Origin of the sequence: Thermatribacter velox (assembly GCF_038396615.1) — a bacterium.
GTDB lineage: Bacteria > Atribacterota > Atribacteria > Atribacterales > Thermatribacteraceae > Thermatribacter > Thermatribacter velox.
Window position 1 is genome coordinate 1420349 of record NZ_CP121689.1, and the last position, 18544, is coordinate 1438892.

Annotated in this window: 16 protein-coding genes; 2 read left to right on the forward strand and 14 right to left on the reverse strand. The window is 48.7% G+C overall.

What is annotated here, in order from left to right; genetic code table 11:
• Position 1: 1 nt before the first annotated feature.
• The 10 genes from QBE54_RS07105 to rbsK all read right to left on the reverse strand — a co-directional run bounded on the left by QBE54_RS07105 (position 2) and on the right by rbsK (position 12373).
• Positions 2 to 508 carry a YqeG family HAD IIIA-type phosphatase gene (locus QBE54_RS07105; RefSeq protein WP_369017504.1) on the reverse strand — a complete coding sequence of 169 codons (507 nt, stop codon included), beginning with the start codon at positions 506 to 508 and terminating at the stop codon, positions 2 to 4.
• Positions 505 to 1491: an endolytic transglycosylase MltG gene (gene mltG / locus QBE54_RS07110; protein ID WP_369017505.1), complete on the reverse strand. Its 987-nt coding sequence runs from the start codon at positions 1489 to 1491 to the stop codon at positions 505 to 507. Before mltG ends, QBE54_RS07105 begins: the two co-directional genes overlap by 4 nt.
• Positions 1469 to 1939 (reverse strand): Holliday junction resolvase RuvX, encoded by a 471-nt coding sequence (ruvX, locus tag QBE54_RS07115; protein ID WP_369017506.1) that lies wholly within the window; start codon positions 1937 to 1939, stop codon positions 1469 to 1471. The genes mltG and ruvX overlap by 23 nt, the downstream gene beginning before the upstream one ends.
• On the reverse strand, positions 1882 to 4500 hold the full coding sequence (gene alaS, locus QBE54_RS07120; RefSeq protein ID WP_369017507.1) for an alanine--tRNA ligase: 2619 nt from the start codon (positions 4498 to 4500) through the stop codon (positions 1882 to 1884). The genes ruvX and alaS overlap by 58 nt, the downstream gene beginning before the upstream one ends.
• Complete coding sequence (locus tag QBE54_RS07125) at positions 4457 to 5494, reverse strand: ExsB family protein (protein ID WP_369017508.1); 1038 nt, start codon at positions 5492 to 5494, stop codon at positions 4457 to 4459. The genes alaS and QBE54_RS07125 overlap by 44 nt, the downstream gene beginning before the upstream one ends.
• Positions 5491 to 7434 (reverse strand): S1 RNA-binding domain-containing protein, encoded by a 1944-nt coding sequence (locus QBE54_RS07130; RefSeq protein WP_369017509.1) that lies wholly within the window; start codon positions 7432 to 7434, stop codon positions 5491 to 5493. Before QBE54_RS07130 ends, QBE54_RS07125 begins: the two co-directional genes overlap by 4 nt.
• Before the next feature lie 232 nt (positions 7435 to 7666).
• Complete coding sequence (aspS, locus tag QBE54_RS07135) at positions 7667 to 9436, reverse strand: aspartate--tRNA ligase (RefSeq protein WP_369017510.1); 1770 nt, start codon at positions 9434 to 9436, stop codon at positions 7667 to 7669.
• On the reverse strand, positions 9406 to 10704 hold the full coding sequence (gene hisS, locus QBE54_RS07140) for a histidine--tRNA ligase (RefSeq protein WP_369017511.1): 1299 nt from the start codon (positions 10702 to 10704) through the stop codon (positions 9406 to 9408). Before hisS ends, aspS begins: the two co-directional genes overlap by 31 nt.
• Positions 10705 to 10764: 60 nt before the next feature.
• The gene (locus QBE54_RS07145) at positions 10765 to 11430 is read right to left on the reverse strand and encodes an MgtC/SapB family protein (protein ID WP_369017512.1); all 666 of its coding nucleotides are present in this window, start codon (positions 11428 to 11430) and stop codon (positions 10765 to 10767) included.
• Positions 11417 to 12373, reverse strand: a complete 957-nt coding sequence (gene rbsK / locus QBE54_RS07150) for a ribokinase (protein ID WP_369017513.1) — start codon at positions 12371 to 12373, stop codon at positions 11417 to 11419. Before rbsK ends, QBE54_RS07145 begins: the two co-directional genes overlap by 14 nt.
• Before the next feature lie 75 nt (positions 12374 to 12448).
• Between rbsK and purH the strand changes: the two genes are divergently transcribed.
• A complete protein-coding gene (purH, locus tag QBE54_RS07155) occupies positions 12449 to 14035 on the forward strand; it encodes a bifunctional phosphoribosylaminoimidazolecarboxamide formyltransferase/IMP cyclohydrolase (RefSeq protein ID WP_369017514.1) in 1587 nt (528 codons plus the stop codon).
• A 32-nt stretch (positions 14036 to 14067) separates the two neighbouring features.
• Here purH and QBE54_RS07160 read toward each other — a convergent pair whose 3' ends face one another.
• Complete coding sequence (locus QBE54_RS07160; RefSeq protein WP_369017515.1) at positions 14068 to 15633, reverse strand: ribulokinase; 1566 nt, start codon at positions 15631 to 15633, stop codon at positions 14068 to 14070.
• A gap of 44 nt (positions 15634 to 15677) precedes the next feature.
• Here QBE54_RS07160 and QBE54_RS07165 point away from each other — a divergent pair, with 44 nt between their 5' ends.
• On the forward strand, positions 15678 to 16136 hold the full coding sequence (locus QBE54_RS07165) for a Mut7-C RNAse domain-containing protein (protein ID WP_369017516.1): 459 nt from the start codon (positions 15678 to 15680) through the stop codon (positions 16134 to 16136).
• On the opposite strand, the gene pgk is transcribed toward QBE54_RS07165, so the two are convergent.
• From pgk to QBE54_RS07180, 3 genes are read right to left on the reverse strand one after another with little or no spacing between them, the layout of a single operon-like run.
• Entirely contained in the window at positions 16137 to 17330 is a 1194-nt protein-coding gene (pgk, locus tag QBE54_RS07170; protein WP_369017517.1) for a phosphoglycerate kinase, read from the reverse strand.
• Positions 17331 to 17362: 32 nt separating this feature from the next.
• Entirely contained in the window at positions 17363 to 17803 is a 441-nt protein-coding gene (locus QBE54_RS07175; protein WP_369017518.1) for an HPP family protein, read from the reverse strand.
• Between the two features lie 34 nt (positions 17804 to 17837).
• A complete protein-coding gene (locus QBE54_RS07180; RefSeq protein WP_369017519.1) occupies positions 17838 to 18521 on the reverse strand; it encodes a rhomboid family intramembrane serine protease in 684 nt (227 codons plus the stop codon).
• Between the last annotated feature and the right edge of the window lie 23 nt (positions 18522 to 18544).

Here is an 18544-nt window from a genome sequence, read left to right on the forward strand (position 1 = left end):
ACTATGCTTTCCTCCAGTGCTTTTTGAGTAACCATCTCTCTATTTTGCGGACCAGGCGGGTCAAAAGAAATTCCTTTTTGTTGAGCGGAATGACCAGGATGGTAAAAAGACCCATCCGATTCCCGCCCCACACATCAGTGAACACCTGGTCCCCTACTACTGCCACTTCTGAGCGTTCCAGGCCCATAGCTTTGAGCGCTTCCCGAAATCCACGACGGCGTGGCTTGCGTGCAGAATGGATTCCCGGAACCTCAAGCTTTTCAGAAAAGTAGCGGACTCGCCGCGGTAGAGCGTTGGAAACAATGTACACTTGAAAGCCCAGGTTTTTAACCCGTTGCATCCAGGAAACGGTATCTGGAGAAAGCTGGTATCCATTCCAGGCCACCAGGGTGTTGTCAAGGTCCAGAATAAAACCTTTTATTCCTCTTTTGCGCAGTGCATCAAGAGGAATATCAGAAAGTTTTCTTACGTAAAGGTCCGGCAGCCATCTGCGAAACAGAGACTTCATGGGGTAACCTGCTCCCGGTTTTCAAGGTGTTCCCTGTAAGTACGAGAAAAACGGTGCCGACCATCCTCACCGAGCACAAAGTAAAGGTAGTCGCTTTTTTCAGGATAAAGTACTGCAAGCAAAGAAGCAAGACCCGGATTGCAAATAGGTTGGGGAGGAAGCCCCTTGGAAAGATAAGTATTAAAGGGAGAATTGATTTTTAAATCTTCAAGCGTTAGATGGTCAACCCAGACCCCCTTTTCCCTATACAGAGCATAAACTACAGAGGCACAGGATTGCAGCTTCATGCCGGCTTGCAGGCGGTTCAGGAATACAGAAGCAATCAGGGGACGGTCTTCAGCAGCTTTGGCTTCCCGCTCTACCAGTGAGGCCAGGATAACCAGGCCCTGCAAAGGAAGCGGGGCCTCGCTCTTCCAGTAATGTTCTCTCAGGAAAGTTTCTTCAAAGCGCTCAAGCTGTGCTTCGATGACCTGATGAGGGGAAGCGGGCACTGAGAAAAAATAGGTATCTGGAAAAAGAAAACCTTCTAAGGAAGAGAGTCCTTTCAACCACTCCCGATCAAAAAGGGTAGGATTATCAACCAGAGAGAGGTATTCTTCCTTGGAGCAAATCCCCTTTTCTTCCAGCACCTGGGCCATTTGCTGAGAAGTGAAGCCTTCTGGAAAGGTAACCTTAACGAGGAGCTGTTCACCCCTGGTAAGTATTTCCACGAGTTGTGCAGGGGGCATTCCTCGTTTTAGGAGGTAACTCCCAGCACGCAGTCCCCGGGGAGCAACCAAACCAGCCATGACCTGGAAAGGCCAGGGATTTCGAATGATTGCTTCGTCTTTCAAAAGAAGCGCTATTTCCCTCACCGACAGCCCTTTGGGAATCAGCACCTCTTTAAAACTTTCCCCTTCGGAAAAGTCAGCGTAAAACCAAAGATAGACCAGAACACATATTATCCACAAAAGGGAGAGCTCAAGAACGGTTTTTGACTTCATAGCGTTTAAGGTAGGTTTCAAGCAGGATAACCGCTGCAAGCTGGTCAATGATTTTTTTTCTCCGACTACGGGAAAGATCCGCTTCGAGTAGCCTACGTTCTGCTTCTTTGGTGGTGAGACGCTCATCGAGGAGAACCACTTCTCCGGAAAACTCTTTCTTTAGCTTTTCCAGGAACTTTCTCACCAGGTTGGCCTCCCGCTTTTCCTCTCCTCCCAGCCGCAGCGGAAAACCCACCACGATAAGCTCAATTTGGTTTTTTCGGGCTTGCTCAAGTACTCTGGAGACCGTCTCCTGGAGAGTGCCTCCAGCCAAGACTCCCCCTGAAAAAGCAAAGTTGCTGCCCCGATTGAAAGCCAGGCCCAGGTGCCTGGTTCCCCAGTCGATAGCCATTATTCTGGGGATTCTCTGTTTACCAGCCTGCACAGTTCCTCCACGAACGCTGCCCATTTGTCCCGGGGTACACCCCCAAACTGGACCAGGTGAGGTCGACCTCCTCCCCCACCCCCGGAAACCTTGAGGGCTTCTTTGACCAGCTTTTTAAGGTCCAGATTCCTTACTAATTGTCCGGTGGTGCCCACCAGACCCTGAACTCGACCCTCTTTTTCCATCCCCAAAACAACCACCCGGGAAAGAGGCTGGTCTCGTAATTCATCAAAAACTGGACGCAGAGTTTCGATATCCAAGGAGGCGTCGCTAAAGAGATGGGAAAATACCCGTTCCTTGCTTTCCAGGATTTTCTGGCGAACGAGGTCCACTGTTGCCTGTCTTTTAAACTGAGTTAACTCCTTTTTAAGCTGCTTATTCTCTTCGAGTAACCCCTGCACTTTATCAAGAAGTTGCGATTCATCGATTTCAACCGCTTCTTTAAGCGATTTTACCAATTGTGCGTCTTTTTGGAACCTTTCCAGAGCCAGTGGACCAGCTACAGCTTCTATACGGCGTATGCCAGAACCTATGCTTCCTTCAGAAATTATTCGAAAAAGGCCAGCTTGAGCAGTTCGAGTAAGATGTGTTCCTCCGCACAGTTCTGCAGAGTACCCCAAAACCCGCACTACCCGTACCTCTTTCTGGTATTTCTCGTCAAAAAGAGCAATCACTCCACTCCGGCGGGCCTCCTCCAGGGTGGTATAGCTCACCACAACTGGCAGGTCTTCAAAAATTTTTGCGTTGACTTCTGCTTCCACCGCTTTGATTTCCTCCTCAGTGAGGGGAGCAAAATGGGCAAAGTCAAACCTCAACCCCTGCTCACCTACCCAGGAACCAGCCTGTTTAACCTGTTCTCCAAGCAGATTGCGCAGCGCCCGGTGAAGCAGATGGGTGCAGGTGTGATGAATAGCCAGCATTCTCCTTCTTCGGGAATCAACCCGGGCAACCACCACCTCGCCCGCTTGCAGCCTGCCTCGTTCCACCCGTCCTTGATGGACAATGCAGGACTCCCCCACCAAGAAAACCCTATTTATCCTTGCCAACCCCTGTGGGGCAATGATAAAGCCGGTATCCCATTCTTGACCACCTTTTTCCGGGTAAAAGGGAGTCCGTTCCAGGACCAGAAAAACCTCTTCTCCTTGTGCAGCCTGGTCACAGAAGCCTTCTTTGCTCAACAAAACCAGAATTTTGCTCTCCCCTTCCAGGCTATCATAGCCTGTGAACTCGCTTTTGAATGAACCAAGCGCCTCTTCAAGGGCTTTGTAATCCCTGAGTGCCTGTTCTTTTTCTTGGAAAGCCTTTTTGCCCCGCAGGCGCTGGGCTTCCATTTCCTGCTTGAACTCTTCATCAGAATAGTCCAGGCCCTCTTCCTGAAGCACTTCCCGAGCCACATCGGCTGGAAAACCATAGGTGTCGTAAAGCTTGAATATTTCCCTACCTGAAACTGTTTTCAGCCCTTCTTTTCTGGCTTTGCTCACCATCTCTTCCAGCAGAGAAAGCCCTGACTTCAGAGTAAGGTCGAACTTTTCTTCTTCCTGAAAAACTACCTGAGAAATCAGGCGTGATTTATCAACGAGCTCTGGGTAAAAATCCTTCATTATTTCAATAACTTTGAAGACCAGTTCATACAGGAAAGGCTTCTCAAGTCCCAACTTCCTGCCATAGCGATAGGCTCTGCGAATCAACCTGCGCAGGACATAGCCTCTGCCTTCGTTGGAAGGAAAAATTCCGTCGGCAATCAAGAAAGTAACTGCCCGCACATGGTCAGCAACTACTCTAAAAAAAGGAAGAGTAGAAGAATGGTAATCAAGTCCGCTCCGCTTCTTGAGCTCTTCGATGATGGGTAGGAAAAGATCGGTTTCGAAATTGCTGTCTACTCCCTGCACCACCGAGGCAATGCGCTCCAGCCCCATTCCGGTGTCAATGTTTTTGCGCGGGAGCTCACGCAAGCTGCCATCGCTCTGTCGGTCAAATTCCATAAATACCAGATTCCAGACCTCAAGATAGCGGTCACAATCGCAGCCGGGTTTACACTCTGGCTTCCCACAGGAAAGCCTCTCTCCAAAGTCAAAATAGATTTCTGAACAGTAACCGCAGGGACCCACGGGACCAGAGGCCCAGAAATTGTCCTCATCCCCCAGAAGGACGATTTTCTCTTCAGGTACCCCCACCACGTCCTTCCAGATGTGAAAAGCTTCTTCGTCTTTTTCGTGAACCGAAACCCAGAGTTTCTCTTCAGACAGCTTCAGCCTGTGCACCAGGAACTCCCAGGCAAAGATGCAGGCTTCTTTTTTAAAGTAATCTCCGAAGGAGAAGTTGCCCAACATTTCAAAAAAAGTATGATGGCGCCTGGTAAAGCCCACCTTGTCCAGGTCGCTCACCCGTACACACTTTTGGACCGTGCACACGCGCGGATACAGGGGCTCTTTTTTACCCAGGAAGAAAGGTTTGAAGGGAACCATACCCGCTATGGTCAAAAGGAGAGTAGGATCATCTGGTATCAGGGAAGCACTGGGAAGGACCCGGTGTCCTTTTTCTTCAAAGAAGGATAGAAACAGCTGCCTCAGTTGGTTGCTGTTCATAGCTCGACCGCCTTTCTTCGAAGTCCACAACCTGAAAAGTGTTCAAGCGCCGATTGGTGGATGGTAACCATCGCACTGTTATGGGAACCACAAAGTCTGGTTGCAGTTTCCCCCGCTCTATCCAGTAGAGAGCCTCAGCGTTATTATACTGGCCAGGATTTGCTCTGGCTACCAGAGTGAGTGGTTTTTCCACCCAGAAAATTTCATCAACTTCCGAAATTGCCCGCAGGTTTGCATCCAGTGTTTTTCGCAGGGTGGGGGGTGGAGAGGGTGAAAGGTTCACCAGAGCGATGTTTTTGCGAAGGGTGCCGATGATTTTGACGTTGGCTATTCGGGCATGAAAGTTTGAGCGCTCCAGGGTGTTCAAAAGGTAGGCATTACTCTTGGCCACAGCGCTACCATGGAAGTCCGAAGCCAAGGGTTTTAAAAGGTGTTTCAGAAAGCAGCCTTCTCGCTGCTCGTTTTCTCCAATGCGCAGAATTGGAATTTCCAGAAAATGAGCAAGTTTCAGGATCGTTGTCTTGTCAAACTGAAAAAGCGGCGAAAAGGTGCCGTTAAAAAACTTGATTCCCCGCATACCCCAGCTGTCGCTGCGGTTAAACCCTCCCACGATAAGCACTTTTTCACCAAAATGAGCCCTTATTTTGCCCAACTTGGCTTTACGGGTACAGCGGTTACAAGCAGGACCTCCCCGGGCCACAGAGACAATATCTTTTTCTCCGTCAATCCATACCTGCTTTACTCCAAATTCGCGAACCAACGCTTCCACATTCCTTCTTGCCTGGGAGGGTAAGTACTTACCCCAGTCTACGGTGCAAGCAATAACCTTTTCTCTGCCCAGCGCACAGATAGCAATGAACAGGGCGAGTGTACTGTCTACGCCCCCCGAAAAAGCAACTACCACTTTTTCGAAAGAGGAAGCTACGTTCTTCAGTTCTTCCTTGACCGAACTAAAAAGCTTAAAAAGCGAAGAACGTTCCTTATCCAGCATCATTTACGAAGGTTGTTGAGGATAGAGCTCAGCTTTTCTCCAATAACATCTCCCAGGGTCACTCTTCCATCCTGGGCAGAGGTTTCCTCTTTGCTGGTCAGCATTTCTTCTTTCTGGGCTTGCTTAATGCTCAACCCGATTTTGCGTTCCTGGTCGTCCAGCTTGATAACCTTCACCCGAACGTTTTCACCGACCGAAAGCACTTCGGCTGGGGAAGAAATGCGTTCTTCAGAAATTTCGGAGATGTGGACCAGACCGTCCCATCCTTCTTCCAGTTCCACAAAGGCGCCAAAATCAACCAGTCTTACTACTTTGCCATCGTGGATGCTTCCTACCGGATACCTGCTTTTTACCCTTTCCCAGGGGTCGGGAAGCAGGGCCTTACGGCTAACCACGATTCTTTGCTCCTCGGGGACAAACTCTATGATCTTGAGCTGGAGGCTCTGGTTTTTCTTTAAGACCTGACCTGGGTGTTTTACCGGTTCCCAATCAATTTCAGAGAGAGGCAATAACGCTTCAACCTCGGGGGCAAGCTCAACAAAAGCACCAAATCCCATCAAGCGCTGAATTTTCCCTTCTACCATGTCGCCGACCTTCCATCTACGGGCCACTTCCTCCCAGGGATTGGGGCGCAGTTGCTTGATGCTAAAGGTAACCCGCCTTGACTCCCGGTCCACATCGATGACTTTCGCCTCTACCAGTTGGTTTCTCCTGACAACCTCGTTAACTCTGGTGATTCTCTTCCAGGAGAGTTCTTCCAGTGGAATGTGACCCTCAATGCCTTCCTCAACTTCAACCAGGGCACGCCTGGGCGTGATTTTGGTAACCCGAACCTTTACCGTGCTTCCCAGGGGACATTTTTCATCAATGTTTTCCCAGGGGTCCGGGAAAACTTGTTTCAAGCCCAGGGAAAGCTTGCGGTTTTCAGGGTCAATCTCCAGCACTCGTGCTTCGACGACATCGCCCACCTTGACCACTTCTCGAGGGTGACGTACGTAACTCCAGGAGAGGTCTGAAACATGAATCAGACCCTCTATTCCCTCTTCGACTTCCACAAAGACGCCGAAATCACGCATGGAAACCACTTTGCCTTTCACAATATCTCCAGGGCTTATCCGTTCAGTGATGCTATCCCAGGGGTCCGGAGTTAACCTTTTCAAGCTCAGGGAGACTTCCTCTTTTTCAGGGTTCCAGGCAATAACTTTGACTTCTACTTCATCGCCCTTCTGGAGCACATCTTCAACTTTGTTCACTCTCCCCCAGGAAAGTTCCGAAACGTGCAGCAAACCATCCAGACCTCCCAGGTCCACAAAAGCACCGAAACTGGTGATGTTCTTTACCACACCCTTACGCACTTGTCCAACTTCAAGGGAGTCTATAAGGGCCTGCTTTCTCCGTCGCTCCTCTTCTTCAAGGATTATGCGACGAGAAACCACTACATTCCTGGCTTTGCGATCCGCTTCAATTACCCTCACTTCCAGAGTTTTGCCTATCCACTCATCCAGATTTTTCTGCGGGACGACGTCAATGCAGGAGGCGGGAAGAAAAGCATTGATACCAATGTCAACAATGAGCCCTCCCTTGACTTTGCGCACCACTTTGGCCTGGAGGGGTTTTTGTTCACGCACACTTTCCTCTATATCAAACCAGGCACCCTGGTAGCGGGCACGTTCCCGGGAAAGCCAGACATAGCCCTGTTCATCAATGCGGTTTACCATAACCCATATTTCTTCTCCTTCTTGCAATTCGTGCTTGACTTCACCGCTTCTTCCCAGGGCTTTTTCAGAAAAAGGAAGAATCCCCTCAGCTTTGTAATTTATGTTAACGAAATAGCCTTCTTCTCCTTTTTTGATGACTTTGCCCTTGAGGATTTCACCTACTTTAATGGGGCGGACATTCTCGAGGTTCTCGTTAAAAAGGTCCATACTTTTTTCTTCACTCACACCACACACTCTCCTTCCTCCGATTTCCCTCTATCACAAATTATGGCCCCGCTTTTGCGGTGTGCCAACTGCTTTGATCCTCGCCCTCAAAAAAGTGGGTGCCCCTCGGGCAAACCACGGTTTACCCGAAGATAAGCTCCCAAGACAAGGATGTTGGGTCAAAGCCTCTTTTGGCATCACCTGCAAAGCAGGGCCAAATCCGTTTACTTCACACCTAAATAATAGCACAATACTAACCTCTTTTCAAATTGCAAGTATCCCGCAAAGTAATCCCCAGCACCTCCAGCTGTTCTTCAGAAACCGGTGCCGGAGAGTCGGTAAGCAGACACACTCCTTTCTGGGTTTTGGGAAAAGCAATAACCTCTCGGATGGATTTTTCTCCGCACAAAAGCATAACCAGTCGATCGAAACCCACGGCAATCCCCCCATGAGGAGGGCATCCATACTGAAAGGCTTCCAGCAAAAAGCCAAATTTTAGTTTAGCTTCCTCTTCCCCAATGTTGAGCAACCTGAAAATTTTTTCCTGAAGATCCCGCCGGTGAATCCGGATGCTTCCTGAAGCAATCTCGTAGCCGTTGAGGACCAGGTCGTAGGACTTGGCACGAACCCGGGCAGGATCAACGTCAAGGAGTGGTATATCCTCATCGAAAGGAGAAGTAAAGGGGTGGTGACTGGAGTCCCAGCGCTTCTCCTCTTCGTTCCAGAAAAAGAGCGGAAAATCCACCACCCAGAGGAAAGAAAATTCCTTCTCCGACACCGGGAACAGTTGGCGTCCCACTTCTACCCTGATTTCTCCCAAAAATTCCAGGACCCTTTCCCTGTTGCCCCAGGCAAGAAGCAAAACCGAATTTTCTCCAAAGCAGAAACGCTGCTCTATCTTTTCAGAACAGAAAGGAGAAAGTTTCTTTTTAAGTGGTGAGCTGACTCCTTCAGGGGTTTTTCGGAAAAAGCTGAAGTGGATTTTTCTCTCCCGGGCTCTCTCTGAAAAATCATCAGCTAACCTGCGCGAAAACTGCTGCCAGGATTCGAAAAATATCCCTGCCACTAAGAAGTTATCTGCATTATCCTCTTTTTGACCGGGAAGTTCTTCTTCCTGAAAGAGATCATTCAGGTTGTCAATACACAATGGAATGCGCAAATCTGGTTTATCAGAGCCATATTTTGCCATGGCTTCTTCCCAGCTCAGTCGGGGAAAAGGAATGGAAAGCGATACACCAAGCGTTTGGGAGAAAAGCTCTACCATCAATCGTTCTACCACCGAGAGTACATCTTCTCGATCTACGAAAGACATTTCAAGATCTATCTGGGTGAACTCGGGCTGGCGATCGGCCCTCAGGTCTTCGTCCCTGAAGCAGCGCACAATTTGAAAGTAGCGGTCCATGCCGGCAACCATCAGGAGCTGTTTAAAGAGCTGCGGAGATTGAGGAAGAGCGTAGAAATTACCGGGGTTCAAGCGGCTGGGCACCAGAAAGTCGCGGGCTCCTTCCGGAGTGCTCCGGGTGAGGAAGGGAGTTTCCACCTCTACAAAACCTTCGGAGCTCAAAAAATTACGGGTTGCCCAGGCAGCACGATGTCGGAGCAAAAGATTCCGTTGCATTTTAGTTTTGCGCAGGTCAAGATATCGATAGCGCAGGCGCAAAGCTTCGTCAACTTCCTTGCGGCTTTCTATTTCAAAAGGGGGAAGCTGAGATTGAGAAAGGATTTCCAGCCGATTAACTGCTACCTCTATCTCGCCGGTAGGAAGGTTGGGATTAACCATTCCTTCAGGTCTTGCTCTGACTACTCCAAAAGCTCGAACAACGTACTCAATCCGGAGCTCTTCGGCCTGTTCATAAGCAGGGTCTTGGGAGTTCACCACCAGTTGAGTCAGCCCATAGCGATCTCTCAAGTCAATAAAGACAATTCCACCGTGATGGCGTAATCTACTAACCCAGCCACAGAGAACAACTTCTTTTCCAATATCTTCTTTTCTCAGCTCTCCACAGGTGTGTGTACGCAACATTTTCTTCTCTCCCTCTCCAGAAAGCTTAAAAGCTCTTCTTCAGAATATCCCTCTTGGATTCCCCGGTCCAGGTCTTTCAGGGAAAAGATTCCACGTTGTTCCTCATCTTCGCCCAAAAGAACCACAAAACGGATTCCCGCATTCTGGGCCTCCTTGAGCTGAGCCCTGAGACTGCGCTCTGCTTCACCAAGGTAAAAGGGAACGTGCAAGTCGGCAAGCTTCAGGGCAAGCCGTAAGCATTGGGACTCTGCTGAAGGAGAAAGCGGAGCCAGATAAACCAGGGGACCTTTTTCCTCAAACACGCTTTTTTTATCCGATAACAAAAGAACTAACCGCTCCATACCTGCTGCAAAGCCCACACCAGCTACACCCTTTACTCCCAGGAAATCAGCAAGGCCGTCATAGCGACCACCACCCATCACTGCGTTCTGAGCACCCAATTCACCACTTTTCACTTCAAAGGCAGTGCGTGTGTAGTAGTCAAGACCCCTCACCAATCGGGGGTTCACCTGAAAGGGCACTTGGAGCTTTCTCAACCCTTCCTCAACTCTTCGTTGGTGTTCCGCACATTTCTCGCAGAGAAAATTCTGGATAACTGGAAAATCAGGATTGGAAAAAACCCTCTGGCAACCTTCGTTTTTACAGTCGAGCACTCTCAAAGGGTTGCGTTGTGCGCGCTCCCTGCAGGTAACGCAGAGCTCCTGACTATGCTCTTGCAAAAACTTTATCAGTTCGTCAAGGTATTTTCCTTTACATTCAGGGCATCCCAGGCTGTTTATTTCCAAAGAAAGCTGGGGTAAACCTAAACGCTGACAAATGAACCAGGCAATCAGTATAATTTCTAAGTCCGCACCGGGGCCGGCAAAACCAATGGCTTCGAAACCAAACTGATGGAACTGCCGCATTCTTCCCGCCTGAGGCCGTTCATAACGGAACATGGGCCCCAGGTAGTACCACTTGACCCGGGGTTTTTTCACGTGAAAACCGTGTTCAACATAGGCCCGCACTACTGCTGCAGTACCCTCGGGTCTCAGGGTGAGACTTCGGCCAGACTTATCGAGAAAGGTATACATCTCCTTCTGCACTATGTCGGTTGCTTCGCCAACGCTTCTCTGGAAAAGCTCGGTATGTTCGAACACTGGAGTCCGAATCTCCTGATAGCTGAAACAACGGGCAGTTTCACGAACCGTTTCTTCCAGAAAATGCCAGATACGGATTTCTTCACCCAGAATGTCTTTGGTTCCTTTAGGCGCACGTACTTTTTGCATCTTCTCTCACTCGCCAGAATGGGATTTATATATTGTATTGCACACTTTCCCCTTTTTCAATCAACGCACCTCAATCCTTCTCACCACTTCGAGCTCCTGCAATGACTCCACCATTTGTTCAACCGCGAAGTGGGGTGGGATATGCACTCCCATAATACAGGTCACCAAATCTTTTTCTTCTCCCTTTTTGAGTTCCACGTTTTTGATGTCCACCCCGAGTTTGCCAAGTAGTGAGGCTACCGCCCCCAGGGAACCTGGACGGTCTAAAAGACGCATGGAAAGGTAGGTTATCCCTTTTCGGAAGCTTTCCAGATAACGGAGGGCAGCCAGGGTAAAGATCACAAACCCAGTACCTGTAAAGCCCAGAAAGTACAGTCCAGAGCCAAAAGCAATGCCTATGCCACAGGTTGCCCAAAGGCTGGCAGCGGTGGTCAGGCCAGTTACCCCCCAGCCATAGCGAAAAATCGTTCCTGCTCCCAGAAAGCCCACTCCACTTACAATCTGGGCAGTTATGCGAGCAGGATCAGAGCCAAAGCGCGTAAAACCCAGAAGCGAAACCAGGGTCATCACGCAGGATCCTACCGAAACCAGGATGTGGGTCCTCAGGCCTGCTGGCTTTTCCGCTCGTTCCCTCTGGAAGCCAATTAGGCTTCCAGCTAAGAAGGCTGCAAAAAGCCGTAAGACAATGTCTCCCTGCTCCCCCCAGGACATATCAAAGGTTAACAATTTCAAACTCACCTCTTCCGTTCTTGCTCACGAAACGCTCAATGTCTCGTAAATAAGGTAGTGCACTCTGGGCTCCTATCTTGGTACAGGCAATGGCACCAGCATTGTTAGCAAGTAGCAATGCTTCAATCCATTCTTTGCCCTGGGCAATTCCCACCACCAGCCCTGCATTGAAGGCATCGCCAGCGGCAGTGGTATCCTTGACCTCTACCTTTCTGGGATGTAGATAGATGAAGCTGTCTTTCTGGTAACTGGCAACGGCTCCCATTTCCCCCAGGGTGATCACCTTCCAGGAGGGACATCGTTCGTCAAGGAGTTTAATAGCTCGTATAGCGTCTTGAATTACTTCAATTTTTACTCCACTCAGCACTTCGGCTTCGTATTTATTGGGAGTGATGATATCCCGAGGTCCCAGTATCTCAAGTGGGAAAGGCCGGGCAGGGGCAGGGTTAAGGATTATTCGCAAGCCAATTTCATGGGCTATCTCGATAGCCCTTTTCACCACCTCAAGGGGAACTTCAAGCTGCAGGAGTAAGAAATCAGAACTCTTAAAAAGGTGGGTTGTACGTTCCAGGTCCTCGCAACTCAGTGCCATATTGGCTCCAGGAGCAACCAGTATGCGATTTTCCCCATTTTCCTCCACAAAAATGAAAGCCAAACCGGTATGCACCAACTCTTCTCTGAAAACAAAGCAGTAATCCACATTTTCCTGTTCCAGGTTAAGCAATAACCGCTCCCCAAAGTCATCGTTGCCTACCTTCCCCACCATGCGCACTATGCCACCCAATCTCGAACAAGCAATGGCCTGGTTATTGCCCTTTCCCCCTGGATGCATGGAAAACTTTCTTACGAAAAGATTTTCTCCAGCAGCAGGCATCCTCTCAATTTCAAGGACCATATCCATGTTCATACTGCCTACCACCAGGATTCTCGGTTTTACCATTTTGGTTTATCTCCTTTCCTGCCCTGTTTCACTCCACTAACCTTTTCAAGAAAGCTTCTTTATTTTACAATTTCAATGTTGCAAAAACCATCCCTCAAAGGAGGTAAAACGGTGATCCGCATAAAAACAGCCCTGTTGAGCGTCTCTGACAAGAGTGGTCTTCAAGAATTGGTTGCCTTTTTGTACAACCAGGGGGTAACGCTTATAGCTACTGGTGGTACGGCAAGGTTTATCAGTGAGATGGGAATTCCAGTAAAAGAGGTTTCCGAAATAACTGGCTTTCCGGAAATCCTGGGAGGAAGGGTAAAAACGCTGCATCCAGCGGTTGAAGGCGGTATTCTGGCTCGGAGAGAGCTTCCTCAGGATGTAGAAGACCTTCAAAAGCATAACATTCAGCCCATAGATCTGGTGGTTTGTAATCTGTATCCTTTCGAAAAAATGATTGCCTCTCAGGAAAAAGATCTGGAAAAGGTGGTTGAAGAAATCGATATTGGGGGAGTTACCCTACTGCGGGCAGCAGCCAAAAATCATCGCTATGTGGTCACTGTTTCTTCACCAAACCAGTATCCGGAACTGATAGAGGAAATGAAGAAAAACGGCGGGGCGGTCAGTGAAGATAAGGCCCTCGAGTGGGCTATAAAAGCCTTTTCCAGAACTGCTCTTTACGACAGCCAGATTGCAAATTACCTCAGCAAATTATCCCAGAAAGAAGAGGCCGAATTTCCCGAGTATGTGAATATCTTTTTGACCAAGAAAGCAGACCTTCGGTACGGTGAAAATCCCCACCAGAAGGCAGCTTTTTATCAGGATCTCTCTTTTGACACTTCTGGTTTTATGAACCATTTGGAACAACTGGGCGGGAAAGAACTTTCCTTTAACAACCTCTACGATACTCAGGCTGCCTTCGCTCTGGTGCGGGAGTTTCAGGACCCTGCGGTAGTGATTGTGAAGCACAACAATCCCTGCGGGGTGGCTTCCGACCCAGACCTTGCTGCGGCAGCCAGAAAGGCCCTGGCAGGAGACCCAGTTTCGGCTTTCGGTGGTATAGTGGCCTTCAACAGAAAGGTAACTCCAGAAAGCGTCCAGGTTTTTGAAAAACTGTTCCTGGAAGTGGTTATTGCACCGGATTTCGAACCAGAAGCGCTCGAGATTTTGACCAGCAGGAAAAACCTCCGTATCCTTAGAGCACCTCTGGCCGAGAGCGCCTCTTTTGACATAAAGAAGGTCGATGGTGGATTGCTGATTCAGGACGTTGATGCTATAGATCTTGAAAAAGAAAAAATTCAGATAGTCACTCAGAAACAGCCCACCGAAAAGGAGTGGGAAGACCTCTATTTTGCCTGGAAAGTGGCCAAGTTTGTGAAGTCCAACGCTATCGTCCTGGCTAAAAACAAGCAGACGGTAGGCATCGGAGCAGGACAAATGAGCCGTATTGATGCTTTAAAAATAGCCGTGATTAAAGCCCAGAATCAGACTCAAGGTTCGGTTCTTGCTTCCGACGCTTTCTTTCCTTTCAAAGACGTGGTGGAGGAAGCAGCAAAATACGGTGTAACGGCTATCATTCAGCCCGGCGGTTCTATACGAGATCAGGAGTCAATCGAGGCTTGCAATCGGCTGGGAATATCCATGGTGTTTACTGGGATACGGCACTTTAAGCACTGAACCAGGAGGGGGGTATCCCCCGGATACCCCCCTCAGGTAGAAAACCGTTTCCCTCCTTCTTTGCTTGAAACCTCGTGCATCAAATCCCGCAAAGCAAAATAGCTACGGACATATTTATCATAGTAAAAACGGTAAATCTCATGGTGATTCTGGTTGGGATAAATCTGCCCAGAGACTTTGACCATCCTTAAGGTGGCATCGGCAATGCTTTCAAAAAAGCCACTCCCATAAGCGGCAAAAATCGCGGTGCCCAGAACGCTGGTTTCCTCAACAGTGGTCAGATAAATGGGTATGTTGGTTACGTCAGCGTGAATTTGGAGCCAGAGCTTGCTTTTTGCTCCGCTTCCACTGGCATAGACCTCTTGAACTTCAAAGCCGTCTCTGGCCAGAGTTTCCAGGATGTGATAGGTACCAAAAGCCGTACCTTCGTAAACCGCCCTCAGGATGTGGGCTTTAGTGTGGCTCAAAGACAACCCCCATATGGCTCCCCTGGCCAGCGGGTCCTGGTAGGGGCTTCGGTTGCCCTGAAAGTAATCAATCACGATTAAACCATCAGCGCCGGGGTTTACTTGGGCGGCAATTCTGTCCAGTGCTACAAAGAGGTCTTCTCCAACTTCACAGGCTTCACGGCACTCTTCAGGCGCAAAGTTTTCTCCAAACCATTTGATGATCGAACCGGTGGAGCTTTGACCACCTTCAAGAATCCACAGACCGGGGACTACTGCTTCGTAATACGGTCCCCAGATACCAGAGCTGAAAATCGGGTGTTCGGAAACAGCCATGTGGCAGGTAGAAGGCCCGATAACCAGAGCCAGCCGCTGGGGATGCACTACGTCAAGGCCTACCATTGCGGCGTAAGCATCGATACCGCCTTGGATAACTGGAATGCCGGGTGTAAGACCCAGTTCGTACGCGGCGTGCTTAGTAAGCTCTCCGACTGGCTGCCCAACTGCAAGGAGTTCGCGGGGCCACTTATCCAGAATTTCTTCAAATCGTAGTTCTCTTAAAAGGGAAACTGGCCAACCACCCTCAGTAGGGCAGTAGTTCCACTTGCAAATTGCGTTGTTGAGTGAAGTAACCCAGCGATTGGTTAATTTGAAAACCATCCAGTTCTGGCACTCTACAATCAGGTCTGCGTTGGCGAAAACTTCAGGCAGGTTCTCCTTAATCCACAGTGCTTTGGGAATCATCCATTCTGGGGATTCATGACCCCCAGCATAACGTAAGATGGGGTTTTGGGTAGCGTTAATCCTTTCTGCCTGCTCAAAAGCTCTGACATCCATCCACATGATAGCCCGATACTTGGGGTTACCGAAGCGGTCCACTGGCAGGACGGTGCAGGAAACGGCACTAACCGAGATGGCTGCAATATCCTCAGGGCGCACTTCCCCCTCAAAAATGCAACGCCTTACTGTGTCTTGAGCTGCCTTCCACCAGTCGAGAGGGTCCTGTTCAGCCCAGCCAGGTCGAGGGTGATACTCTGGATAGGAATAAAAGGACATAGCCACCACGTTGCCACGCAGGTCAAAAATTCCACTCTGTAGCCCCTGGGTACCAACCACAATTCCCAAAAAGTACGGAGGCCCAACTTCCGGCATTCTAAAACCTCCCATCCCTCCAAAAGGGGTATAATAATTCTGCCATGGTTAAATTTATCGTTGACTGCATGCTGGGTAAGCTGGCGCGATGGCTAAGGATTAGCGGTTACGATACTCTTTATGTACGCTATCTTTCTGATCAGAAAATAATAGCTCTTGCCCGCTTTGAGAAAAGATTCATTCTTACTCGGGACCGCGAGATGCAGCGTCTGGAACCAAACCTGGTGTGTCTTATTGAATCTCTTTCTCTTCAGGAACAACTTCAAGAGGTTTTTGAACGTTTTAGATTGTCTCCCAGGCTCGACGAATCACGCTGTCCCCACTGCAACGAAGTGCTGGTGCCAATCAGCCGTGACCAGGCTAAAAAGCACATTCCTCTTTTTGTATATCAAAGTTTCGATAAGTTTACCCAATGCCCTTCCTGTCAGAGGGTATACTGGCCAGGAACGCACTGGCAGAAGATTACCCATCTCTGCCAGTGCGTAGCCAACAAATCAGAATAACTACTTATCAAGAAGCGCCTCCACTCCGGGGAGCTTTTTGCCCTCAACAAACTCCAGTGATGCCCCTCCTCCAGTTGAAATATGGGTGATTTTATCCTCAACCCCTGCTTTCTTAATTGCTGCGATGGTGTCTCCACCACCAACAATGGTAACTGCACCGCTTGCAGCTACCTTTTTGGCAATTTCGATGGTTCCTTTAGCAAATGCATCCACTTCAAAGAGCCCCAGCGGTCCATTCCAGAAAATGGTTTTTGCTCCTGCTATGAAGCGTCCGAACTTTTCTACGGTTTCAGGACCAATATCAAAGCCACCCATGTCAGGGGGAATTTGATTCCATTTTACCACTTGAGTAGGCACCCCTTCTTTGCCTTCCGGGGCAACCACAAAATCCTCAGGAAGTTCAAAGGTTACCTTCAGCTCTTTTGCCTTATCCATGATTTTCCTGGCTTCTTCAATCATGGACTCTTCAAGGAGAGAGGTACCCACTTCATAACCCATGGCTTTGATGAAAGTATAGGACATGCCTCCGCCTATAAGCAGGATGTCGACTTTCTCAAGTAGTTTCCGGATAACACCAATTTTGCTTGAGACTTTTGCTCCACCCAGGATGGCCAAGAATGGCCGGTCAGGATTATTGAGCTTCTCACCCAGCACCTGAAGCTCTTTTTCCATAAGAAATCCTGCATAAGCAGGGAGAAACTTAGCGACCACAGCGGTTGAAGCATGAGCACGGTGGGCAGTGCCAAAGGCGTCGTTGACATAGATGTCAGCCAGTTTGGCAAGCTGGCGGGCGAACTCCTCATCGCCAGCCTCCTCTTCAGGGTAAAAGCGAACGTTTTCAAGGAGCAATACTTCTCCCTCTTTCAGCTCAGTTACTGCTTTTTCCACTTCTTCCCCAATGCACTGGTTTACTTTGTGCACCTTCTTCCCCAGGAGCTTCTCCAGTTCCCGGGCTACAGGGTCCATGCGTAGCTCTTCCTTAACTTTACCCTTGGGTCTTCCCAGATGGGAAACCAGTATAACCTTAGCACCATTTTCAAGCAAGTATTTAATGGTGGGCAGACTGCTCACAATACGTGTATTATCGGTAACTTCTCCTTTTTCGTTGAGTGGCACGTTGAAGTCTACCCGTACCAGCACTCTCTTACCCTGAAGCTCCTCTTTGCTAAGGTCCTTTATGGTTTTTTTGTTCATGCCTCCTACCTCCTTTTATCTTTCAGTATAAATCACTTACCCTTGTTTTTGAGCAAAGCGTTTAAAAAACGAGCTCGGTAAATGACACCAGCTACTTTTCCTTCTTTTATAACCGGAACAACTTCCATGTCGGTGTTCATGAGAAAGTCAAGTACATCATCGATTTCTTCATCGGCTTCCAAGTAATCGGGATTTTCCATCATATACTCTGAAATTTCACTGGAAGCATACTCCTTCAACACTTCTTCAAAAGACCTGGAAAACGGTTTACCCAAAGCTACTTCTTTCTGGGCTTCTTCTGATACTAACTGCATGAATTTTTTGGCTGAAAAATATCCAACCAGGCGCTGCTCCAGGTCAACAACCGGCACTCCATCGATTTTTCTGCGATCCAGAAAATGGAGCACTTCGGAAAGCGGGTCGAAATCGTTTACTGTAAAAACTTCTGAAGACATAATTTCTTCAGCTAACACCGTTTTTGCCCCCTTTTAATTTTATCATTCCAGATTACCAGAAAAACTTTTTATAGTAATAACTGCTCGCTATCATCTTACACCAGAGAGCTCCCACCAGAAAACCGCCTATATGGGCAAACCAGGCGACACCCCCTGCATTGGGCAGAGCAAAGGAAAAAACCCCATACATTATCTGCAGAAAAATCCACAAAAGCAAGAGTGTTGCAGCAGGAACACGTATGAAAGTGACGAAAAAACCAAGAAAAACCAGGACAATAACCCGAGCGTAAGGGAAAAGCACCAGATATCCTCCCATAACTCCAGCTATGGCCCCACTCGCTCCTATTACGGGAACAGTTGAGGTGGGAAAGAGTATAGCGTGCACCAGTGCAGCAGAAAGACCACAACTCAGGTAAAAGAGGAGAAAATGAAAATGCCCCAGGAAATCCTCGACGTTGTTACCAAAAATCCACAAATAGAGCATGTTAAAAAAAAGGTGCGCAAATCCTCCATGCAAGAACATGGAGGAAAAAATCCGGAGGTAGGAGGGTAAACCTGTCCAGAAATGGACCTTGCCCCACAGTACTGCTGGAATCAGCCCTGCCTGGTAAACAAAAGCTTCGAGGCGGGAGCCCAGACTTAGCTCGTACAGGAAGAACAATACATTCAAAATGATGAGTGCAACCGTAACGTAAGGAAATCTACGAGTTGGTAACTCATCTCTAATCGGAATCATGCACTAAAAATAGCAAAAAAAGT